20 protein-coding genes and 2 pseudogenes are annotated in these 19,881 nt (G+C 67.9%); 17 read left to right on the forward strand and 5 right to left on the reverse strand.

What is annotated here, in order from left to right:
* Nucleotides 1-13 precede the first annotated feature (13 nt).
* The 5 genes from QTI17_RS32645 (at nucleotide 14) to QTI17_RS32665 (ending at nucleotide 5,797) form a co-directional block, all read left to right on the forward strand.
* Entirely contained in the window at nucleotides 14-898 is an 885-nt protein-coding gene (locus QTI17_RS32645; RefSeq protein ID WP_286538123.1) for a branched-chain amino acid ABC transporter permease, read from the forward strand.
* A 20-nt stretch (nucleotides 899-918) separates the two neighbouring features.
* Nucleotides 919-1,932, forward strand: a complete 1,014-nt coding sequence (locus tag QTI17_RS32650) for a branched-chain amino acid ABC transporter permease (RefSeq protein ID WP_286538124.1) — start codon at nucleotides 919-921, stop codon at nucleotides 1,930-1,932.
* The gene (locus QTI17_RS32655; protein ID WP_286538126.1) at nucleotides 1,925-2,695 is read left to right on the forward strand and encodes an SDR family NAD(P)-dependent oxidoreductase; all 771 of its coding nucleotides are present in this window, start codon (nucleotides 1,925-1,927) and stop codon (nucleotides 2,693-2,695) included. Before QTI17_RS32650 ends, QTI17_RS32655 begins: the two co-directional genes overlap by 8 nt.
* A 61-nt stretch (nucleotides 2,696-2,756) precedes the next feature.
* Nucleotides 2,757-4,466 (forward strand): flavin-containing monooxygenase, encoded by a 1,710-nt coding sequence (locus tag QTI17_RS32660; protein WP_286538131.1) that lies wholly within the window; start codon nucleotides 2,757-2,759, stop codon nucleotides 4,464-4,466.
* Between the two features lie 104 nt (nucleotides 4,467-4,570).
* On the forward strand, nucleotides 4,571-5,797 hold the full coding sequence (locus QTI17_RS32665) for an acyl-CoA dehydrogenase family protein (RefSeq protein ID WP_286538132.1): 1,227 nt from the start codon (nucleotides 4,571-4,573) through the stop codon (nucleotides 5,795-5,797).
* A gap of 48 nt (nucleotides 5,798-5,845) precedes the next feature.
* Here QTI17_RS32665 and QTI17_RS32670 read toward each other — a convergent pair whose 3' ends face one another.
* On the reverse strand, nucleotides 5,846-6,586 hold the full coding sequence (locus QTI17_RS32670; RefSeq protein WP_286538133.1) for a GntR family transcriptional regulator: 741 nt from the start codon (nucleotides 6,584-6,586) through the stop codon (nucleotides 5,846-5,848).
* A 157-nt stretch (nucleotides 6,587-6,743) separates the two neighbouring features.
* Between QTI17_RS32670 and QTI17_RS32675 the strand changes: the two genes are divergently transcribed.
* Genes QTI17_RS32675 through QTI17_RS32690 form a run of 4 tightly spaced genes read left to right on the forward strand, consistent with a single transcriptional unit; the run spans nucleotide 6,744 to nucleotide 10,247 of the window.
* On the forward strand, nucleotides 6,744-7,634 hold the full coding sequence (locus QTI17_RS32675; protein ID WP_286538135.1) for a dihydrodipicolinate synthase family protein: 891 nt from the start codon (nucleotides 6,744-6,746) through the stop codon (nucleotides 7,632-7,634).
* A 34-nt stretch (nucleotides 7,635-7,668) separates the two neighbouring features.
* On the forward strand, nucleotides 7,669-8,649 hold the full coding sequence (locus QTI17_RS32680; RefSeq protein ID WP_286538137.1) for a Bug family tripartite tricarboxylate transporter substrate binding protein: 981 nt from the start codon (nucleotides 7,669-7,671) through the stop codon (nucleotides 8,647-8,649).
* 3 nt (nucleotides 8,650-8,652) lie between these two features.
* The gene (locus tag QTI17_RS32685; protein WP_286538138.1) at nucleotides 8,653-9,651 is read left to right on the forward strand and encodes a dihydroxyacetone kinase subunit DhaK; all 999 of its coding nucleotides are present in this window, start codon (nucleotides 8,653-8,655) and stop codon (nucleotides 9,649-9,651) included.
* Complete coding sequence (locus QTI17_RS32690; RefSeq protein ID WP_286538139.1) at nucleotides 9,651-10,247, forward strand: DAK2 domain-containing protein; 597 nt, start codon at nucleotides 9,651-9,653, stop codon at nucleotides 10,245-10,247. The genes QTI17_RS32685 and QTI17_RS32690 overlap by 1 nt, the downstream gene beginning before the upstream one ends.
* A gap of 6 nt (nucleotides 10,248-10,253) precedes the next feature.
* On the opposite strand, the gene QTI17_RS32695 is transcribed toward QTI17_RS32690, so the two are convergent.
* Together QTI17_RS32695 and QTI17_RS32700 are read right to left on the reverse strand one after the other, a co-directional pair.
* Complete coding sequence (locus QTI17_RS32695; protein ID WP_286538141.1) at nucleotides 10,254-11,291, reverse strand: alpha/beta hydrolase family protein; 1,038 nt, start codon at nucleotides 11,289-11,291, stop codon at nucleotides 10,254-10,256.
* A gap of 113 nt (nucleotides 11,292-11,404) precedes the next feature.
* Nucleotides 11,405-12,316, reverse strand: coding sequence for a LysR family transcriptional regulator (locus QTI17_RS32700; RefSeq protein WP_286538143.1), 912 nt, complete (start codon nucleotides 12,314-12,316; stop codon nucleotides 11,405-11,407).
* A 148-nt stretch (nucleotides 12,317-12,464) separates the two neighbouring features.
* On the opposite strand from QTI17_RS32700, the gene QTI17_RS32705 reads away from it, so the two are divergent.
* Nucleotides 12,465-13,010: a cupin domain-containing protein gene (locus tag QTI17_RS32705; protein WP_286538145.1), complete on the forward strand. Its 546-nt coding sequence runs from the start codon at nucleotides 12,465-12,467 to the stop codon at nucleotides 13,008-13,010.
* Nucleotides 13,011-13,069: 59 nt separating this feature from the next.
* Nucleotides 13,070-14,314 (forward strand): annotated as a pseudogene (locus tag QTI17_RS32710) (MFS transporter); the annotation flags it as partial.
* Between the two features lie 36 nt (nucleotides 14,315-14,350).
* Here the strand turns inward: QTI17_RS32710 and QTI17_RS35165 are convergent.
* Nucleotides 14,351-14,956 (reverse strand): adenylate/guanylate cyclase domain-containing protein, encoded by a 606-nt coding sequence (locus tag QTI17_RS35165; protein WP_353506751.1) that lies wholly within the window; start codon nucleotides 14,954-14,956, stop codon nucleotides 14,351-14,353.
* On the opposite strand from QTI17_RS35165, the gene QTI17_RS32715 reads away from it, so the two are divergent.
* The 4 genes from QTI17_RS32715 to rbp all read left to right on the forward strand — a co-directional run bounded on the left by QTI17_RS32715 (nucleotide 14,840) and on the right by rbp (nucleotide 17,398).
* The gene (locus QTI17_RS32715; protein ID WP_286538150.1) at nucleotides 14,840-15,505 is read left to right on the forward strand and encodes a hypothetical protein; all 666 of its coding nucleotides are present in this window, start codon (nucleotides 14,840-14,842) and stop codon (nucleotides 15,503-15,505) included. The two genes, QTI17_RS35165 and QTI17_RS32715, sit on opposite strands and share 117 nt — an antisense overlap.
* A 47-nt stretch (nucleotides 15,506-15,552) precedes the next feature.
* Entirely contained in the window at nucleotides 15,553-16,389 is an 837-nt protein-coding gene (locus tag QTI17_RS32720) for an alpha/beta fold hydrolase (protein WP_286538151.1), read from the forward strand.
* A 327-nt stretch (nucleotides 16,390-16,716) separates the two neighbouring features.
* Nucleotides 16,717-16,926, forward strand: coding sequence for a hypothetical protein (locus QTI17_RS35170; protein WP_353506750.1), 210 nt, complete (start codon nucleotides 16,717-16,719; stop codon nucleotides 16,924-16,926).
* Between the two features lie 121 nt (nucleotides 16,927-17,047).
* Nucleotides 17,048-17,398: an RNA-binding regulator gene (rbp, locus tag QTI17_RS32725; RefSeq protein WP_286538153.1), complete on the forward strand. Its 351-nt coding sequence runs from the start codon at nucleotides 17,048-17,050 to the stop codon at nucleotides 17,396-17,398.
* Between the two features lie 96 nt (nucleotides 17,399-17,494).
* Here rbp and QTI17_RS32730 read toward each other — a convergent pair whose 3' ends face one another.
* The gene (locus QTI17_RS32730; RefSeq protein ID WP_286538155.1) at nucleotides 17,495-18,421 is read right to left on the reverse strand and encodes a carbohydrate kinase family protein; all 927 of its coding nucleotides are present in this window, start codon (nucleotides 18,419-18,421) and stop codon (nucleotides 17,495-17,497) included.
* A 160-nt stretch (nucleotides 18,422-18,581) separates the two neighbouring features.
* On the opposite strand from QTI17_RS32730, the gene QTI17_RS32735 reads away from it, so the two are divergent.
* Both QTI17_RS32735 and QTI17_RS32740 read left to right on the forward strand, forming a co-directional pair.
* A complete protein-coding gene (locus QTI17_RS32735; RefSeq protein WP_286538157.1) occupies nucleotides 18,582-19,583 on the forward strand; it encodes a sugar ABC transporter substrate-binding protein in 1,002 nt (333 codons plus the stop codon).
* 34 nt (nucleotides 19,584-19,617) lie between these two features.
* Nucleotides 19,618-19,881: pseudogene (locus tag QTI17_RS32740) on the forward strand (ABC transporter permease); the annotation flags it as partial.

Genomic DNA, 19,881 nt, shown 5'->3' on the forward strand with positions numbered 1-19,881 from the left:
AAAGAGACACCCTATGCCGGACACCTTGTTTGGATTCCCACTGGCCGCCATCGCGGGCCAGGTGCTGGTGGGCATGATCAACGGCTCGCTCTATGCGTTGATGAGCCTGGGCCTGGCGATCATCTTCGGGCTGCTGCGCGTGGTGAACTTCGCCCACGGCGCGCAGTACATGCTCGGCGCCTTCGTCGCCTGGGGCCTGCTGGAGTACCTGGGCCTGAACTACTGGTGGGCGCTCGTGCTGGCGCCGCTGGTGGTGGGGCTGAGCGGCGTCGCGCTTGAGCGCACCCTGCTGCGCCGGCTCTATCACATCGACCATGTCTACGCGCTGCTGCTGACCTTCGGCTTCGCGCTGATCCTGGAGGGCGTGTTCCGCTACAAGTTCGGCGCCACCGGCCAGCCCTATCCGAACCCGATCGCGGGCGGGCTGGACACGCCGATGGCTTTCTTCCCCTGGTATCGGCTGTGGGTGATCGCCGCCTCAATGGGGATGTGCATCCTGACCTGGTTCGTGATCGAGCGGACCAAGCTCGGCTCCTACCTGCGCGCCGCCACCGAGAACCCGAACCTGGTGCGGACCTTCGGCGTCCGCGTGCCGCGCATGCTGATGCTGACCTACGGCCTGGGCGTGGCGCTGGCTGGCTTCAGCGGCGTGATGGCGGCGCCGATCTACCAGGTCAATCCGCTGATGGGCTCCCAACTGATCATCGTGGTCTTCGCGGTCGTCGTGATCGGCGGCATGGGCTCGATCGTGGGCGCGATCGTGGCCGGCTTCGGCCTGGGCGTGCTCGAAGGCATCACCAAGCTGGTGTATCCGGACGGCGCCGGCATGGTGGTGTTCGTGGTCATGCTGATCGTGCTGGCCGTGCGTCCGCAGGGCCTGTTCGGCAGCCTGCGCTGAAACCGCTCGAAGGAGACAACATGACCGCTACCTCCACATTCTTCGATCGCCACCGCACGGTCCTGCTGGCCGCGGGCGCGCTGGCGCTGCTCGCCGCGCCGTTCGTGGCCTACCCCATCTTCCTGATGAAGCTGATGTGCTTCGCGCTGCTCGCGGCCTCGCTGAACCTGATGGTCGGCTATGTCGGGCTGCTGTCCTTCGGGCATGCCATGTTCTTCGGCTCGGCCGGCTACGCGACGGCGCATGCCGTCAAGGTCTGGGGCTTCGACCCGGCGCTCGGCGTGCTCTTCGGTGCGGCCGTGGCGGCGGCGATCGGCGCCACCACCGGCGTGCTGGCGATCCGGCGCGCGGGCATCGCCTTCTCGATGATCACCCTGGCCTGCGCCCAACTGGTCTATTTCATCGCGCTGCGCTCGCCCTTCACGGGCGGCGAGGACGGCATCCAGAACGTGCCGCGCGGCAAGCTGCTCGGCCTGCTGAGCCTGCAGGACAACCTCACGCTCTACTACGTGGTCATGGTCGCGGTGGTGGCCGCCTTCTGGCTGATCTGGCGCGTGGTGCATTCGCCTTTCGGGCAGGTGCTGACCGCCATCCGCGACAACGAGCCGCGGGCCATCTCGCTGGGCTACCGGGTCAACCGCTACAAGCTGCTGGCCTTTACGCTCTCGGCCGCGCTGGCCGGACTGGCCGGCGGCATGAAGAGCATCGTGTTCCAGATCGCCACGCTCACCGACGTGAGCTGGGTCACCTCGGGCGAGGCCCTGCTGATGGGCATCGTCGGCGGCCTGCAGACCATGCTCGGCCCGGTGGTGGGCGCGATGGTGGTCGTGACCATGGCCAACCAGCTGTCCGCCTTCGCCGAGGCGGTGATGATCGTCCAGGGCACCGTCTTCGTGCTGGTGGTCATGCTCTTCCGCCGTGGCATCGTGGGCGAGATCAATGCCTTCCTGGCCCGCCGCGCGCGACTCGGCCAGGCCCCCGAGGCGGCCGCTGTGCCTCCCCGGACCCCGCGTGCCGGAGCTGTCCATGACTGAGCGTCCCGACCCCCTCTTGCTGCAGGGCCGGCTCGCCCTGGTGACCGGCGCCGCCGGCGGTATCGGCCGCGCCATCGCCGTGCGCTATGCGCGCGCCGGGGCCCGCGTGGTGCTGGCCGACCTGCGCGCCGAGGATTGCGAGGCCGCTGTGCGCGAGATCGCCGAGGCCGGCGGCAGCGCCCGGGCCTTCGCGCTCGACATCACCGACGTGCCGGCCTGCGCCGAGCTGGCCGAACGGGTCGGCCGCGAGATCGGCCTGCTGGACGTGCTGGTCAACAACGCCGGCATCCTGCTGCGCGAAGGCATCGACGCGCCGGACGCGCATCGCAAGATCCGCCGCGTGTTCGATGTCAACGTGATGGGCGGCTTCAACGTGCTGCACGCCTTCCTGCCCGCGCTGCGTCGGACGCGGGGCTGCGTCATCAACATCGCCTCGGGCGCGGCCTTCATCGCGCAGGCCGGCTGCATCGGCTATTCGGGCTCCAAGGGCGCGGTGAAGATGCTGACCCAGTCGATGGCGGTCGACCTCGCGCCGGACGGCATCCGCGTCAATGCGATCGCACCCGGCGTGATCGAGACGGCCATGACCGATGCCACCCGCGCCGATCCGCAGCGGCTGCAGGGCTTCCTGCGCCGCACGCCGCTGGGCCGCGTCGGCCGGCCCGAAGAGATCGCCGAGCCGGCGCTGTTCCTGGCGTCGTCGATGGCCAGCTACATCACGGGCGTCACCCTGCCGGTGGACGGCGGGGTGCTCGCCGCATGACCCTGCGAACCCGCCCTGGTGCGGCCCCGATTTGTTGACCAGAACCCCCATGGAGATGCGCATGAACGCCGACACCTCGAACAACCTCAACACCGCCCCCGCTCAGAACGGCCCCGGCACCCGACGCGTCGACGTCCTGGTGGTCGGCGGCGGCTTCGGAGGCATGTACGCCGTCTACCGCTTTCGCGAGATGGGCCTCCGCCTGCAGGCCTTCGAGGCCGGGGGCGACCTGGGCGGTGTCTGGTACTGGAACCGTTATCCGGGCGCGCGGGTCGACCTGCCCAGCATCGACTACAGCTATTCGTTCTCGCCCGAGATCGAGCAGGAATGGACCTGGTCGGAGCAGTTCGCGGCCCAGCCCGAGCTGCTGCGCTACATCGACTTCGTCGCCAGCAAGCTCAGCCTGCGCCCGCACTTCCAGTTCGACACGCGGGTCAACCGTGCCAACTGGGACGCGGCGCGCGGGCTTTGGGTGCTCAAGACCGACCGCGGCGAGACCTGGGAGGCGCCGTATTGCGTCATGGCGACCGGCCCGCTGTCGGTCCCGAAGGAGCCGGACATCCCCGGCGTGAAACGCTTCAAGGGCCGCCTGCTGCATGCCGCCCGGTGGCCGCACGAACCGGTCAGCTACGAGGGCCAGCGCGTCGGCGTCATCGGTACCGGGTCGACCGGCATCCAGATCGTGCAGGAGATCGGCCCGCAGGCCGGCGAACTCTTCGTCTTCCAGCGCACGCCGAGCTTCACCATGCCGATGCGCAATGTCGAGCTCGACGCCGAGTACGTGGCCGAGGTCAAGCGGCACTACCCGGGGATCCGCGAGGCGGCGCGCAACAGCGCCGTCGGCGGCACGCGGCCGCAGTCGACGCGGGCCTTTTTCAGCGTCACCCGGGCCCAGCGCCAGGCCTTGCTGGAAGACGCCTGGAAGCAGGGCGGGCTGGCCATGCTCGGCACCTTCTCGGACCTGATGCTCAACGAGGAGGCGAACGAGCAGGTGGCCGAGTTCGTGCGCAACCGGATCCCCGAGATCGTGAAGGACCCGGTGGTCGCCGAGAAGCTCAAGCCCAAGGGCTATCCGATCTTCGCCCGCCGGCCCTGCCTGGACTCCAGCTACTACGAGACCTACAACCTGCCGAACGTGCACCTGAAGGATTGCCTCGCCGATCCGATCGTCGAGGTCACCGAGAAGGGCGTGCGCACCGAGTCGGGCGAGGTCGAACTCGACATGCTGATCCTCGCCACCGGCTACGACGGGCTCACCGGCGCCATGATGGCCTTCGAAGTGACCGGGCGCGACGGGCGGACGGTCAACGACAAGTGGAAGGAGGGCGCGCGCTCGTACCTGGGGCTGATGATGGAAGGCTTCCCGAACCTCTTCATGACCACCGGCCCCAACGGTCCGGCGGCGCTCGCCAACATCATCCGCATCAGCGAGCACGACGTGGACTGGATCGCCGGGGCCATCACGCACATGCACAAGAACGGCCTCAAGACGATCGAGCCCACCCCCAAGGCCGAAGAGGACTGGATGGGCGTCGTGCGCAACCTGGCCAAGCGCTCGCTGATCAACAAGGCCAAGACCTGGTGGGTCGGTGCCAACGTGAAGGACAAGCCGCAGGGTTTGACGCTTTTCACAGGGGGCTTCCATGCCTACCGGCAGTACACGGCGGCGGCGGCGCATGACGGGTACGCCAGCTTCAGCTTCGGGCCGGCGAAGGCCGATGCGGAGGCCGAACCACGATTCGCCGCGGCGGATCCGGTCGCCGGGGTCTAGTCCTTGGCGTCGCACGCGTGACCGCGTCCTGGCGCCGGCCGCGTTCTAATCGCGGACACCGAGCGCCAGGACCGGACGCCACCCACAAGACCGAAGGACACACCATGTTTGCCGAACCCTCCCCGAAGACCCGCGATCTGCTGCAGCGCCTGCGGCAATTCTTCGACCAGCACATCTATCCCAACGAAGCGCGCTATCACGAGGAGATGGATTCGTTTCGCCGCCAGGGCAATGCATGGCAGGTCTCGCCGCTGATCGAGGAACTCAAGCCGCTGGCCCGCGCCGCCGGACTCTGGAACATGTTCCTGCCGCACGAGCACCGCGGCGTGCCGGGCATCTCGAACCTCGACTACGCGCCGCTGTGCGAGGTCATGGGGCGTGTCTCGTGGTCGGGCGAGGTGTTCAACTGCTCGGCGCCCGACACCGGCAACATGGAAACCATCGAACGCTACGGCACCGAGGCGCAGAAGGACCAGTGGCTCGAGCCGCTGCTCGCCGGCGAGATCCGCTCGGGCTTCCTGATGACCGAGCCGGCCGTGGCCTCCTCGGACGCCACCAACATCCAGTGCACCATCACGCGCGAAGGCGACGAATACGTCATCAACGGCCGCAAGTGGTTCTCGTCCGGCGCGGGCAGCCCGCGCTGCAAGATCTTCATCGTGATGGGCAAGACCGACACCGAGGCGCCGCGCCATGCGCAGCAGTCGATGGTGCTGGTGCCGCGCGACACGCCCGGCGTCAGCGTGCTGCGGCACCTGTCGGTGTTCGGCTACGACGATGCACCGCACGGCCACATGGAGGTCCTGCTGGAGAACGTGCGCGTGCCGGTCGGCAACATCCTGCTCGGCGAGGGCCGCGGCTTCGAGATCGCCCAGGGCCGCCTGGGCCCGGGACGCATCCACCATTGCATGCGCTCGATCGGCGCCGCCGAGCGCGCGCTGGAACTGATGTGCGACCGGCTTCGTTCGCGCATCGCCTTCGGAAAGCCCTTGGCCGAGCAATCGGTCTGGCACGAGCGCATCGCCGAGTCGCGCTGCCTGATCGACCAGGCGCGCCTGCTGACGCTGAACGCCGCCTACAAGATGGACACGGTCGGCAACAAGGAAGCGCGTGCCGAGATCGCCATGATCAAGGTGGTGGCCCCCAACATGTCGTGCAAGGTGGTCGACTGGGCGATCCAGGCGCATGGCGCGGCCGGCGTCAGCCAGGACTTCTGGCTGGCCGAGGCCTATGCGCACCAGCGCACCGTTCGCATCGTCGACGGACCGGACGAAGTGCACCGCAATGCCATCGCCAAGCTTGAACTGGCGAAGCGGCCTGCGGCGGCGTAGGGCCTCGCGCGGGGAGGGCGGCCGCAGCCGCACCTCGTCGTCGAAGCCCTAGGCTGCGCCTTGCCCGGCGCGAAGCATCCCGGCGAGAACGCGGTGCTTCGATTGCTCGATGTGCGCCATCATCTGCGCCAGCGCGCCTTCGCTGTCCCCGGCCTCCAGGGCGTGCAGGAACTCGAGGTGCTCGCGCATCGCTGGCACGACCTGGACCGGACGCATCGAGTCCGCGTCGTAGCGGATCAAGCGCACGTGGAGGCTGTTGACCCGATAGATCTCGGACAGGATTTCGTTGCCGATGGCGTCGACCATCTGGTCGTGCAGTCCCCAGTCCACGGCCTGGGCATCCTTCTCGAGGTGCTCGTCGGGGTGCGGCTGCATCGCGCGCTCAAGAATCGCCTCGTGCTGCTTGATCAGCCGGGCAATGGTCTCGGGGCTCGCGACACGCGCGAAGTTCACGACCGCCTCGCGCTCCACCATCGCCCGCACCTGCCACGCATTTCGGATCAGCTTCATGTCGACGGACGCGATCTGCAGCCCGCGCTGCGGCACGGTCTTGATCAATCCGGCAGCCTCGAGGCGGGGGATCAGTTCGCGCACCGCGGCCAGGGGCATCTCCAGCAGTTCCATCAGTTCCCGCTGTGAAACGAACTGGCCCGGCCGGATCCTGGCGTCGATGATCTGTTGCCGGAAACCCTGGTAGGCGCGGCTGCGCTGGTTAACGTGTTCGCCTTCGTTGGCTCCCGCAGTGGCGGATTTCACGGCCGCGGTTCGGACGATGGCGCTGGTGTTCATGGGGTGAGATGTTAAGCCGCGTCGAGCGCGCGGACCTCATGGCGAGGAACTAGGGTTAATACTGAACTATGACTGACATGTCAGTTGGAGTATAGTTCGATACCAGCGCAGCACTCAGCGTCCACAGCCATCCCTCACCACCACTGGAGTCGTTCTCATGGGTCTCGATCTCACCGGCGTCATTCCGCCGCTCGTCACACCGTTCACCGCGGACGGAAGCATCGACGAAGCCGCCTTCCGCAAGGTCATTCGTTTCAACCTGGACAAGAAGGTCCATGGTGTCTGCCCGGGCGGCAGCACGGGGGAGGGCCACACCTTCACGGTCGACGAGTTCAAGCGCGTCATGGAAATCACCGCAGCGGAAGTCGCGGGCGCCGTGCCGATCGTGGCCGGCATCATCTCGAACAGCACACGCGATGCCATCAACCGCGCCAAGGCGATCTCGCACCTGCCCATCGCCGCGCTGCAGGTCACGCCGGTCCACTACCTGTTCAAGCCGGACGAGGAAGCGACCCACAACCATTTCAAGGCGCTCACCGAAGCCACGGATGTCCCCGTCGTGATCTACAACGTCGTGCCCTGGAACTACCTGAACCCGGCCCAGATGATTCGCCTCATGCAGGAGCTGCCCGGTGTGCAGGGCATCAAGCAGAGCCAGGGCGACCTCAAGCTCATGGCCGATCTGCTGCTCGGCGTGCCGGCAGGCTGCAAGGTGTTCTCCGCCGTCGATGCGTTGCTGTATTCGTCATTCGCGCTGGGCGCGCACGGCACGATCGCGGCAACGCCGGCCGCTCTCCCGGGTGTGTGCGTCACCCTGTGGGACACCGTGCAGGCGGGTGACCATGTGAAGGGGCTGGAAATCCACAAGGCGATGCTCGCGTTCTGGAACGCCTTGGTCGGCGACAACCTGCCGGCCAACATCAAGACCTCCATCACGCTGCAGGGCTGCGACGCGGGCTTGCCGCGCGCCCCGATGCCGGCGACCCAGCCGGCTCAGCTGGCCCGCATCAAGGCCGCCATGGACAACGTGCTGCGCTTCGACAACTGAAGCCCGGGCAATCAACGACTACGGAGACAAGGAAATGACCATCCAACGCAGACAACTACTCAAGCTCGGCGCGGTCGCCGCCGCCAGCGGCGCACTGGGTTCGCATGCCTGGGCGCAAGCCTTCCCGAGCCGGCCCGTCACGCTCGTCGTGCCGTTCGCCCCGGGCGGCAACACCGACATCGTGGCCCGGACCGTCGCGGTCGCACTGGGCAAGGTGCTCGGCCAGTCGGTGATCGTGGACAACCGCGCCGGCGCGGGCGGCTCGATCGGCGCTGCACAAGTCGCACGCGCCGCGCCGGACGGCTACACCTTGCTGCTGTGCGGCGCCGGCGTGGTGGTGACCGTTCCCGAGATGGTCAAGACCAGCTACGGGCGCACCAACTTCGCGCCGTTGGGGCTCGTCAACAAGAGCTCCATGGTGTTGCTCGCCCGCAAGGACGAGACGCGCTTCAAGAACTTCAAGGAGTTCGCCGCCTATGCACGCTCCGGCGAAGGGAAGCTGACCGCGGCGCATTCCGGCCCGGGCACGCCCAACCACCTGGCCCTGCTGCAGCTGGAAAGCTTGCTCAAGACCAAGTTCACGATCGTCAGCTACAAGGGTTCCGGTCCCGCGCTGATCGACCTGATCGGTGGCCAGATCGACGTCCACTTCGACCAGGTTCCGAGTGCGCTGCAGCACATCAAGGGCGGCGCGCTGCAGGCGCTGGCGGTCCTGGGGCCCACCCAGGACCCGCTGCTGCCCGGCGTGCAGACGGTCTCGGAGCTCGGCTTCGGCAGCATCGACGGCACGACCTATGTCGGCGTCCTGGCGCCGAGCGGAACCCCGAAGGACGTCCAGGACAAGCTCGCGGCCGCTCTGGCGCAGGCGGTGAAAGACCCGCAGACGGTGAACAGCGCCCGCGAGCTCGGCAGCGTGGCGCTCTCCAGCACGCCGCAGGAATTCGGACGGATCCTCGAAGCCGAGTACGCACTCGCCGCCCAGGCCACCAAGGACGGCCGCCTCAAGGTCGACTGACAAGTGAAGAAGATCCTCAACGACCCGAACGCCTACGTCGACGAAATGCTCGACGGACTCTGCATGGCCCATCCCGAACTGCAGCGCCGCGGCGACGGCGGGCGCGTGGTGTGCCGCGCGGGCGGGGCGGTCTCCGGCAAGGTCGGCATCGTCACCGGTGGCGGCTCGGGCCATCTGCCGGTGTTTCTGGGCTATGTCGGGGACGGACTGCTCGACAGCTGCGCCGTGGGCAACGTCTTTGCCGGACCTCGGATGGACGACTGCATGGAAGCCATGCGCGCGGCCGATGGCGGTGCCGGCGTGCTGCAGCTGTATGGCAACTACGGCGGCGACCGCATGAACTTCGAGATGGCCGCCGAGATGCTGGCGCTCGACGGCATGGACATCGCATCGGTGCGGGTGTCCGACGACGTCGCGAGCGCGCCCCTGGCGCAGCGCGAGAAGCGCCGCGGCGTGGCCGGACTCGTGCTGGTCTACAAGGCCGCGGGCGCAAGCGCGGCAGCGGGCGCAACGCTGGCGCAGGTCGCCGCGGTGGCGCGCAAGGCCAACGATGCATGCCGATCGATCGGGGTGGCGCTGTCGCCCTGCGTGGTGCCCGAATCCGGGCAGGCTTCGTTCAGCATCGACGCCGGAGATGTCGAGTTCGGCATGGGCATCCATGGCGAACCGGGCATCTGGCGCGGACCGCTCAAGAAGGCCGACGCGCTGGCGGACGAGATGCTGGCCCACGTGTTGCCGGAGCTGTCCCTGGCTTCGGGCGATCGCGTGGCCGTGCTGGTCAACAGCCTGGGCGCCACCCCGGCCGAAGAGCTCTACATCCTCTACCGGCGGGTGGCGTCGGTGCTGGCCGAGCGCGGCGTCACGGTCGTGCGGCCCCTGGTGGGTCGCTATGCCACGTCGATGGAAATGGCCGGCGCCTCGCTGAGTGTCATGAAGCTCGATGCCGAACTCGAAAGCCTGCTGGCCGCGCCGGCCCATTGCCCGTTCTGGAGTGTCCGCTGATGCTCGACGCCCCCACTCTGACCGCCGCCGTGCCGCGCTGGTGCGCGGCCATGCATTCGGCGGCGCCCGAACTCAATGCGCTGGACGGCCGTCTCGGCGATGCCGACCTGGGCGTCACGCTCGACAAGTGCGCGACGCTGATCGAGCAGGCCTTGCCTGAACTGCCCGACACGCTGGAAGGCATCTTCAAGCGCTGCGCGCAGGCCAGCGCCAAGGCATCGGGATCGAGCTTCGGCACCCTGCTGACGGTCGCCCTGGCCACGTCGGCCAAGCGCTGCGCGGGCGTGGCCTCGCTCGATCGATCCGATCTGGCGGCGCTGCTGGGCGAGGTGGTGTCGGTGCTGTCCGCCCGCGGTGGCGCCAGCCTCGGCGACAAGACGGTTCTGGACGGCCTGCACGCGATCCAGCTCGCACTTGCCGGCGCGTCCCCGGAGGCCGCGGTGCGCCAGGTCGCCAGCAGCGCGATGCGCGATGCCCTGGATGCCTTTCGCGACCAGCCTAACCGGATCGGCCGCGCCCGCATGTTCGCGAACAAGACCATCGGGCTGGACGACCCGGGCATGGTGGCATTGCAGCGCATGGTCGACAGCCTCTGAGCAATTTCAGGGGGCAGCCGAGCTCAGGACCCTGTCGAAGTAGGCCGGGACCTCGGTGCCCAACCGTTGCAGGAACGCGGGCCGATCGAAGCCCGGCGGATCGGCCGCGATGTCGCCGTCGGGCGTCGGGATGGGCATGCCGGGGATGTCCATGAATGCCGAGTGCCAGGCGCCGGGAACGCGGCGCAGTTCGACCCCGGACAGGTTGCGCGCGATCCACTCGGCATGGAAGCGCGGGACCAGATATCGGTCCTGTTCGGCTTCGTAGACCAGGGTCGGGACCTGGATCGCGGCCAGCGATCGCGCTGAAATGACGGCGCCCAGCGGGGCCAGCGCGACGATGGCGCGAACCCGGCCGTCCGCCAGCGTCGGCACCCCCTGATCCGTCTGCCCGGTGCGGGTCGCTGCCGGGTCTCCGGTGCGAGCCAGGCCGCAAAGAATCGGATCGTCGGCACGCTCGCTCGCGCAATGGGTGGCGAGGCGTTGCAGCTCGGGCTCTGCCCCGGCCAGCGCCAGCACCGTGTAGCCCCCCGCCGAGTGTCCGACGGCGCCGATGCGCGGCCCCCTGGCGTCGCGCGCGATCCGGTCCTTCCAGGCGGGGTCCTGCAGCAGCGCGTCGATCACGCGCGAGGCCTGTTGCGGGCGCGCGCTGAAGTAGCGGGCCGGGCCGTTCGCGAGCAACGAGCCGTCCTGCCAGTTGTCGCCGGGATGGCGCAGCGCGGCGACCAGGTAGCCATCGCGCGCCAGCGCTTCGGCCAGGCTGGCGTGGGCCAGTTCCGAGCCGCGGTGTCCGTGGCTCAGGACGATCAAGCCCTTCACCTGTGCCTCAGGCGCACCGCCCAGGGCGGCATGGACCGTGAACGGGCCCATCGCGATGGTTCGCTCGGGCGCCTGCGTGGGGTAGAACAAGGCGACGGGGATGGGCCCGGGGTCCGCGGGCAGGCCGGGAACGCTGAGGGTCCGGAATCCTGCCTGGCTGGCCAGGGCGTTGATCGACAGGAACAGGCCGAGGGCCAGCAGGAGGCCACGTTGTCTGGTGCGCATGATCGGGGTCCTTGAAGGAATTGGCAGGGGTTGCCGGGTGGTCGGAATCGCCATCGTCATGGCGCGACCTCCATCGCGCCATCGCCATGCGACGGAGCACCCGGAACCCGGCGTCAGGCGCAGTCGGGTGGCGTGAACGCGCCGCAGACGTCCCGAACGCAACGGCGCAGCCAGCGGTGCGCCAGGTCGCCATCCAACCTCGGGTGCCAGAGCAGCGACACGGTGATCTCCGGCGCGGGCATCGGCAGGCCAAAGCTGTGCATGCCGGCGCGCAGGCCTTCGGTGTGGCGTTCAGGAACACTGGCGATCAGGTCGGAGGCCCGGGCCAGTGCCAGCGCGGTCGCGAACCCGCCGACGACCGTCCCGACCTCGCGCTCCAGGCCGAGCGGCTTCAGGGCTTCGTCGATCGGCCCTCTGTCGGCGCCGCGCCGCGACACGACCACGTGCCTTCCGGCCGCGTACCGGGCTGCCGTCATCTCGCCCCGACACAGCGGATGCCCGGTGCGCACCACGCCAACGAATCGGTCCCGGAACAGGGCCTGCACGCGGACTTCCGGTCCGGTGGTATTTCCAATGACCCCCGTCTCGAGATCGACCGTGCCGTCGCGCAGGGACGCGCTCTCCTTGTCCGCCTTCTGCATGAAGCGCAGCCGCACGCCGGGCGCTTCACGACCGGCGCGTTCGAGCAGACCGGGCCCGAAGGTCTCGACGAAGCCTTCGCTGGTGCGCAGCGTGAACGTCCGGACCAGCGCCCGGAGGTCGAGCGCCTCGGCAGGCCGCAGGACCGCCTCGGCCTCCTGGACGAGCTGGTTGACGCGCTCGCGCAGTTCCAGTGCGCGGGGGGTGGCCACCAGGCCCCTCCCGGCGCGGACCAGCAGCGGGTCGCCGGTGGTTTCCCGCAATCGTGCGAGGGCCCGACTCATCGCCGAAGGGCTCAGGCGCAAACGTCGCGCAGCGCCCGCGACGCTGCCTTCGGCCAGCAGGACGTCGAGGGTGACCAGCAGGTTCAGATCAGGCGTCGACATGTGCCGAAGCTAGCACGTTCGGGCTGACATGGCGTTCGGTGCACGTATATGTTGCAACTGCTGCGCCTTCCGCAATTCGCACTGGCGTCCTATCGTTCGAGCACTGCTTGACGAGGGTCGTCCAAGCGCAACTGAAAGGGAAGAAGTCATGGCCAGCAACACGCTCGAAGCATCGATCCAGGGCATCAAGTCCGTCTGGGGCCCGCTGAGCGAGCAGGTGGTCGCCGGGTGCAAGCGCCACTTGGCCGACCTTCTCCGGGCACCGGGCACGGAAGACTGGCTGGCAGCCTTGCACGTCGAAGCGCCGGCGAACAAGGAGCTCCATCGCGATCCGACCCACGGCTTCGTGCTCCTGGCGCATTCGGAATACGCGGGGCTCTACAGGCCACCCCATGACCACGGCCGGGGCTGGGTCATCTACGCGATCCAGCAGGGCGAGATCGAGATGAGAACCTATGCGCGGGTGGCGAACCGCGACGGCACGATCGGGCTCGTGATGCGGGACTCGACGCTGATGCGGCCGGGGCAGGTCCAGGTGTATCTGCCGGGGGACATCCATGACACGCGGTGCATGAAAGGACCGGCGCTCCTGTACCGGTTCACCGAGCGCGACCTCAAGAAGGAAGACAAGGACGAACACCGGGTGACGCGCTATGTCGAGAGGGACGGCGTCTGGACCTTCGGCACGCCATGATCGAAACCTCGACCGCGCAAGGTTCGCGGGCCGCCGCCGTTGCGGCGGTGCTGGCGGCGATGGTGCTCGTGGTGCTCGATGCGGGCATCGTCAACGTCGCGCTGCCGACGATCGGACGATCGCTGCAGGTCGCGCCTGGGATGTCGGTCTGGGTCGTCACGGCCTACCAGGCGGCGTTGATGATGGGCCTGCTGCCTTGCGCGGCTTTGGGCGAGAGCCTGGGCCATCGCCGGGTGTTCGGGCTTGGCGTTGCGGTGTTCACGGTCGCTTCCGCGTTGTGCGCGCTCTCGCCTTCGCTCCCGTGGCTCGTCACGGCCCGTTTTTTCCAGGGCCTCGGCGGCGCGGCGGTGATGGCGCTCGGCGTTGCCCTGTTGCGCTCCGTCGTTCCGCGTCGACGGCTCGGCGCCGCCATCGGCTGGAACGCGCTCGCGGTCGCGCTGTCGTCCGCGGCGGGTCCGACCGTCGGCGCGCTGATCCTCACGAACTTGAGTTGGCCCTGGCTGTTCGCCTTGAACCTGCCCCTGGGTGGCCTGGTCCTGATCGCCACGCGTGCATTGCCGGCGCTCGACGGGACGGCGCGCCGCCTCGACCTGGCCAGCGTGGCGCTGAACGCGGGGGCACTGGCCTCGCTGGTCATTGGCGCGGAGCTTCTGGTCGAGGTGCCGGCCCTGGCCGCGGTGCTCCTCGCCGCAGCGGCTTTCGGTCTGGCGGCGCTGGTCCGGCGGGAGATGCCGAAGGCCACGCCGCTGGTCCCGCTGGATCTGCTCCGCTCGGCGTCGATGCGCCTCTCGGTGATCGCCTCGATCTGCTGCTTCGCGGGCACGACAGCGGGATTGTTGGCGCTTCCTTTCTACCTGCAGCACAGCCTGGGCCAGGGCGCGCTCATCACAGGGATCTTCATGACGCCCTGGCCCCTGGCCGTGGCGGTTGCGGCGCCCCTTGCGGGACGTCTCGCCGACCGCGTGCCGACGGCGTGGCTTTGCGCCGCGGGCGCCACGCTGCTTGCGATGGGCCTCGCGGCCGCCTCGCTGTGGCCCCTGGAGGGGCGGCCGCAGCCGCTGATCCTGATCACCGTGGCGTGCGGGCTGGGCTTCGGGCTTTTCCAGGTGCCGAACAACCGCAACATGTTCCTGTCCGCGCCCGAAGATCGGAGCGGGGCTGCCGGAGGCCTCCAGGGGACCGCCAGGCTGGCGGGTCAAACCGCAGGCGGGATCCTCATGAGCCTGCTGTTCACTGCCGCAGCCGCCGACGCTGCCCCCAGGATCGGGCTTGGAATCGGTGCCGTGCTGGCCTTGGCGGCAGGCATCGCGAGCATGGTGCGGGCGAGGCCGGCGGTGCAACTAGACGCTGGTGACCGACTGTTCGACGCAGAACGCATGAATGGGCTCGACCCGTCCGCGCAGTGCCAGCGCCCCGAGGTCGTGGGTACGGATTTCGGGCGGCGGCCCCAGGGAGGCCAGCGCTTCGGCCGAGGCGATGAACAGGCATCCGACTTCGCGGGTCGCCTGCTCGAGGCGTCCGGTCGTGTTCATGACGTCGCCGTGGTAGACAATCGCACGGCGCACCTGGCCGACCTCGCCGGCGATGACCTCGCCCAGGTGCAGCGCCGCACGCAGTTCCGGCCGCACGCCGAAGCGCTGGACAAACCGGTTCGCGTCGGCGGCAATCGCCGCGCGCATCGCGAAGAAGCAGCGCAGCGCCCGCGCATCGACAACGCCGTCCGCCTCGACCCAGGTGATCACGATCTCGTCACCGACATACTGGTGGATTTCGCCTCGCCACAGTTCGATCGGTTCGGCGACCGCTGAAAACACCGCGGCCAGGAAGCGATGCGCCTGCAGGGCCCCGAGCCGCTCGGCCATGGCAGTCGAGCCCACCACGTCGACGAAGAGGAAGAAGCGTCGCTCGGCGAAGGGCTGTCGATACTTGCCTGTCAGCAGCGCCATGAAGGTGCGGTAGCCGACCAGGCCCGCGGCCTGAAACATCATCACCATGACGGCAACCGGCACGAGCGAGAGAAAAGCCGCGATCAGACCGGTGCGGGCGTCGTAGGAGGTGACGACGCCCAACAATCGCTGGCCCGGTTGGCCAGCGATCACCGCCCAGGCGATCGCGCCGTAGACAAGCGTCTTCAGGATGAACACCGCGACGAACGGCAGCGAGTCGAGCCAGCGCATCGAGGCGCGAGGCAGCAGGAACATCTCGATGCCGCCGATCGACGAAGCCGTGAGCACGGCACTGATGACGCCGATCGGCACGGAGATCAGCAGGGAAGCGAGCAGCGAGCGAGCGTCCGGGGCGGCCATCGCGCCCGCGTAGACGGCACCGACGCCCGCGCCGATGGCCGCGGCCATGCGCACGACGCGCATGAAGCGCCGCAGTCGTTCGCGCCTGATGGCTGGAAGCGGGGCGGTCATCCGGCTTCGAGTCTAAGGGCGGCGCGCGCGCGTCTGGTGCGAGACTTGCATGGAGGATCCGTTCAAAATATCGTGTGACCTCGGTCGCACTCAACCCAACCGCTTTTCAGAAAGACCATCAGCCCATGAGCACGATCAAGACCAAGGACGGCGTCGAGATTTTCTACAAGGATTGGGGCCCCAAGGACGGCCAGCCGATCATGTTTCATCACGGTTGGCCGCTTTCCAGCGACGACTGGGACACGCAGATGCTGTTCTTCGTGCAACGCGGCTTCCGGGTGATCGCGCACGACCGCCGCGGGCACGGGCGGTCGGCGCAGGTGAGCGATGGCCATGACATGGACCACTACGCCGCCGATGCCTTCGCGGTGGTCGAGGCGCTCGATCTGACCAAGGTCTTTCATGTGGGCCACTCGACCGGCGGCGGCGAGGTCGCCCGCTACGTCGCGAAGCATGGCGAGCCCAGTGGTCGCGCCGCCAAGGCCGTGCTCGTGAGCGCGGTGCCGCCCCTGATGCTCAAGACCGCGAGCAATCCGGAAGGCCTGCCGATCGAGGTCTTCGACGGCTTCCGCAAGGGGGTGGCCGACAACCGGGCACAACTGTTCCTCGACGTGGCGACGGGTCCGTTCTACGGCTTCAACCGGGAAGGTGCCAAGGTCTACCAGGGGGTGATCCAGAACTGGTGGCGCCAGGGAATGATGGGCAGCGCCAAGGCGCACTACGAAGGCATCAAGGCCTTTTCGGAGACCGACCAGACGGCGGACCTGCAGGCGATCACGGTGCCGACGCTGGTCATGCATGGCGACGACGACCAGATCGTGCCGATCGCCGACGCGGCGCTGAAGTCGGTCAAGCTGCTGAAGAACGGCACGCTCAAGGTGTACAAGGGCTTCCCGCACGGCATGCTCACCACCCACGCGGATGTCATCAACCCCGATCTGCTGGCGTTCTTCACGAGCTGAGCGGCCGGCGCGATAACCAGCCTGGCCCGCCTCAGGCCAGGCCGCTCGCCAGCGCCGCGAGCGCCGCGACAAGTCACCGTTCGGAATAAAGACAATCGATCACAGGTCGATTTTTGATATAATCGATTTATTGCGGCCCCGTGGTTTGAACGGCGGGGATTTCGCAGTGCCTGCTCGGAGCAAACCTCCATCCCGTGCAGGCTGTTTGGCGACTTCGTCGCCCGGTGGGTCTGTAGAGCTGCAGCCAACCGACTTCCTGATTGGCTCACGCAGGTCGATTCAAGCCTGCGATCCCGAATGAACTAGATTCCAAAAATCGGTATTTCCATGGGCAAGTACGTCGTTTCGCCCGCGACACACGAGACCCCTTGTGGCGGCTTTCGTGCCTCCTTCTCGGTCCAGCGTTCCCAAGGCAACGGGAGCTATTGCCGGATCTTTCGCTTCGACAAGGCCTTCGCCTCGCGCGAAGCGGCCCGGCTCTTTGCAGTCACACAGGGTTGGCTGCAAACGTGCATGCCCCACCCCCCCACGTGTTGATGATCTGCCACGCAGATCCAGAACCCGCCACCTGTTTTCAATTGCTGCGGACGCCCCATCCGCACGCCGTGTTCCAACGCGCGACATTCGTTGCGCACCTTCATTCAGAAAGGCTCTTTTCATGAGCGTCAAAATCTACGTCGGCAACCTGCCTTATTCCGTGACCGATTCCAGCCTGGGAAGCAACTTTGCCGAATTTGGCAGCGTCGCTTCGGCCAAGGTCATGATGGACCGTGAAACCGGCCGCTCCAAGGGCTTCGGCTTTGTGGAAATGGCTTCCGCCGAAGCGGCCCAAGCCGCCATCACGGGGCTGAACGGCATGTCCGTCGATGGACGCTCGATCGTCGTCAACCTGGCGCGCCCGCGCGAAGAGGGTGGCGGCTCGGGTGGCTACAGCGCCGCCGGCTACAACACGGGCAAACGCTCGGACGTTGGCTATGGCACCGGTGGGTACGGCGGCGGTCGCTACTGAGCGCTTCCATTCCCTCTGAAGACCGGCTTTCCTGAGCCGGTTTTTTTTGTCCGGCTCGCGCAGATCGCAGCAGCGGCAGCGCTGATCGGGGCCGACTCAGGGCAGTTCGCATCGCCTCGGCATATCGGCCCCGCGGCGCGAGCAGGTGATGGCAGCGGCCTGGGCTGCGAAGCGCAGCAGCGCATCCAGTTGCCCGTCGGCCAGTGTCGTCAGCGCCGCGGGCGCCAGCGCATCGTGGTCGTCCAGCCATGTCAGCAAGGCAGCCTGGAAAGTGTCGCCGGCGCCGACCGTGTCGATGACCTTCACCGGCTTAGACGGCGCCTTGGCATGTGCATTGGCCGTCCACGCGCTGGAGCCCGCGCCCCCGCGCGTGACGACCACCAGCGCCGCGCCCCGCTTCAGCCATCGCGGCGCCACCTGCTCGGGTGATTCGTCGGGGTAGAGCAGGGCGAGATCTTCCTCGCTCACCTTGACCAGGTGGGCCAGCGAGACCATGTCCTCGACCACCTGGCGCCAGCGGTCGATATCGGGTTCGACGTTGAGCCGGACGTTCGGGTCGTAGGCGATCAGGCAACGTGCGCGAGCGGAGGCCGCCAGGGCGCGCAGCGTGCTGCCGACCGGCTCCACAACGAGCGCGTAGGAGCCGAGCTGCAGCACGCGTGTCTGCGCCGGCAACGCAGGGAGCGTGCCGGGCGTGAGCTGCCGGTCGGCCGCGCCGTTGCCGTGGAAGTCGTAGCGAGGCACGCCGGTCGCGTCGATGCTGACGACGCTGAGCGTGCTCGGAGCGTCGCTGCGCAGGACCAGCGAGGTGTCGACGCCCTCGGCCACCAGCGACGCCAGCAGGCGCTCGCCGATGGCGTCGGTCGACAGCGTGGAAAGGAAGGCCGCGGGCCGTGCCAGCCGCGCCAGGCCCTGCGCCACATTGAGGGGCGAGCCGCCGATGCGGGCGTCGAACCGCAGGCCGGTGGGCGTTGACTCGCCCATGTAGACGTCCATCAGAGCTTCACCACAGACCACGAACATGTTGCTGTCTCCTTCGGGTTAACACTAAATAAATCAACTTGATTTAATAACTCGAAGCGAACTATAGTTGCATCGCCCCACGACGCAAAGCCCCGTGAAGGGGCCCGGATTTCCTTCAAGCCCCGCAGGCGCTCCGCCCGCAATCCCAGGAGACAACCCGATGCTCAAGCTCACCCTCGCCGCCGCCCTGACCTCAGCCGCGCTGGCCGCCCAGTTCCCCGCCCAGGCCGCCGAGCCCGTGATCGGCCTGATCACCAAGACCGAGACCAACCCCTTCTTCGTCAAGATGAAGGAAGGCGCCACGGCCGAGGCCAAGACCAAGGGCGCCAAGCTGCTGTCGGGCGCCGGCAAGACCGACGGCGACAACGCCGGCCAGGTGGCGGCGATGGAGAACATGATCGCCGCCGGCGCCAAGACCATCCTGATCACGCCCAGCGACGCCAAGGCGATCATCCCGGCCATCAAGAAGGCGCAAGAAAAAGGCGTGATGGTGATCGCGCTGGACAGCCCGACCGATCCGCAAAGCGCCACCGACGCCCTGTTCGCCACCGACAACTACCAGGCCGGCGTGCTGATCGGCCAATACGCCAAGGCGGCCATGGCCGGCAAGCCGGTGAAGATCGCCACGCTCGACCTGTTCCCGGGCCACCCCGTGGGCGCCCAGCGCCACAACGGTTTCCTGCAGGGCTTCGGGCTCAAGAGCAACGACGCCAAGAACAACGAACTGGCCCGCCCGGCCGAGGTGGTGTGCATGGCCGACAGCTTCGGCGACCGCGCCAAGGGCCAGACCGCGATGGAGAACTGCCTGCAGAAGAACCCCGACATCAACCTGGTCTACACCATCAACGAGCCGGCCGCCGCCGGCGCCTTCAACGCCCTGCAGAAGTCGGGCAAGGACAAGAACGTGATGATCGTCTCGGTCGACGGCGGCTGCGACGGCATCAAGGACGTGGCCGCCGGCAAGATCGCCGCCACCTCGCAGCAGTACCCGCTGAAGATGGCCGCCATGGGCGTGGCCGCCGGCGTCGACTACGCCACCAGCGGCAAGAAGGTCAGCGGCTACACCGACACCGGCGTCACCCTGATCGCCGCCAAGCCGGTGGCCGGCGTCGAGAGCAAGGACACCCAGGTGGGCACCGAGCTGTGCTGGGGCAAGAAGTAAGGGCAGCGCTGCTGCACACCGGACACGCACCACCATGGCCGCCATCCCCTCCACCACCCTGGGCGCCAAGCTGCCCCCGCTCGGGCAGCTCGGCCCGTTCATCGCCCTGCTGATCGCGTGCATCGCCTTCGGCTTCACGACCGACCAGTTCTTCAGCGGCGAGAACTTCTCGCTGATCCTGCAGCAAGTGACGGTGGTCGGCGTGATCGCGATCGGCCAGACCCTGATCATCCTCACGGCCGGCATCGACCTGTCGTGCGGCATGATCATGGCGCTGGGCAGCATCGTGATGACCAAG

The sequence above is a fragment of the Variovorax sp. J31P179 genome (assembly GCF_030316985.1).
In the GTDB taxonomy this organism is placed as follows: Bacteria; Pseudomonadota; Gammaproteobacteria; order Burkholderiales; family Burkholderiaceae_C; genus Variovorax; species Variovorax ginsengisoli_B.

What these genes read in the sequence shown, in the direction of transcription:
- QTI17_RS32645 (WP_286538123.1), top strand. Translation starts at nt 14, where the DNA reads ATGCCGGACACCTTGTTTGGATTCCCACTGGCCGCCATCGCGGGCCAG.
- QTI17_RS32650 (WP_286538124.1), top strand. Translation starts at nt 919, where the DNA reads ATGACCGCTACCTCCACATTCTTCGATCGCCACCGCACGGTCCTGCTG.
- QTI17_RS32655 (WP_286538126.1), top strand. Translation starts at nt 1,925, where the DNA reads ATGACTGAGCGTCCCGACCCCCTCTTGCTGCAGGGCCGGCTCGCCCTG.
- QTI17_RS32660 (WP_286538131.1), top strand. Translation starts at nt 2,757, where the DNA reads ATGAACGCCGACACCTCGAACAACCTCAACACCGCCCCCGCTCAGAAC.
- QTI17_RS32665 (WP_286538132.1), top strand. Translation starts at nt 4,571, where the DNA reads ATGTTTGCCGAACCCTCCCCGAAGACCCGCGATCTGCTGCAGCGCCTG.
- QTI17_RS32670 (WP_286538133.1), bottom strand. Translation starts at nt 6,586, where the DNA reads ATGAACACCAGCGCCATCGTCCGAACCGCGGCCGTGAAATCCGCCACT.
- QTI17_RS32675 (WP_286538135.1), top strand. Translation starts at nt 6,744, where the DNA reads ATGGGTCTCGATCTCACCGGCGTCATTCCGCCGCTCGTCACACCGTTC.
- QTI17_RS32680 (WP_286538137.1), top strand. Translation starts at nt 7,669, where the DNA reads ATGACCATCCAACGCAGACAACTACTCAAGCTCGGCGCGGTCGCCGCC.
- QTI17_RS32690 (WP_286538139.1), top strand. Translation starts at nt 9,651, where the DNA reads ATGCTCGACGCCCCCACTCTGACCGCCGCCGTGCCGCGCTGGTGCGCG.
- QTI17_RS32695 (WP_286538141.1), bottom strand. Translation starts at nt 11,291, where the DNA reads ATGCGCACCAGACAACGTGGCCTCCTGCTGGCCCTCGGCCTGTTCCTG.
- QTI17_RS32700 (WP_286538143.1), bottom strand. Translation starts at nt 12,316, where the DNA reads ATGTCGACGCCTGATCTGAACCTGCTGGTCACCCTCGACGTCCTGCTG.
- QTI17_RS32705 (WP_286538145.1), top strand. Translation starts at nt 12,465, where the DNA reads ATGGCCAGCAACACGCTCGAAGCATCGATCCAGGGCATCAAGTCCGTC.
- QTI17_RS32715 (WP_286538150.1), top strand. Translation starts at nt 14,840, where the DNA reads ATGCGCCTGCAGGGCCCCGAGCCGCTCGGCCATGGCAGTCGAGCCCAC.
- QTI17_RS35165 (WP_353506751.1), bottom strand. Translation starts at nt 14,956, where the DNA reads ATGGCGCTGCTGACAGGCAAGTATCGACAGCCCTTCGCCGAGCGACGC.
- QTI17_RS32720 (WP_286538151.1), top strand. Translation starts at nt 15,553, where the DNA reads ATGAGCACGATCAAGACCAAGGACGGCGTCGAGATTTTCTACAAGGAT.
- QTI17_RS35170 (WP_353506750.1), top strand. Translation starts at nt 16,717, where the DNA reads ATGGGCAAGTACGTCGTTTCGCCCGCGACACACGAGACCCCTTGTGGC.
- rbp (WP_286538153.1), top strand. Translation starts at nt 17,048, where the DNA reads ATGAGCGTCAAAATCTACGTCGGCAACCTGCCTTATTCCGTGACCGAT.
- QTI17_RS32730 (WP_286538155.1), bottom strand. Translation starts at nt 18,421, where the DNA reads ATGTTCGTGGTCTGTGGTGAAGCTCTGATGGACGTCTACATGGGCGAG.
- QTI17_RS32735 (WP_286538157.1), top strand. Translation starts at nt 18,582, where the DNA reads ATGCTCAAGCTCACCCTCGCCGCCGCCCTGACCTCAGCCGCGCTGGCC.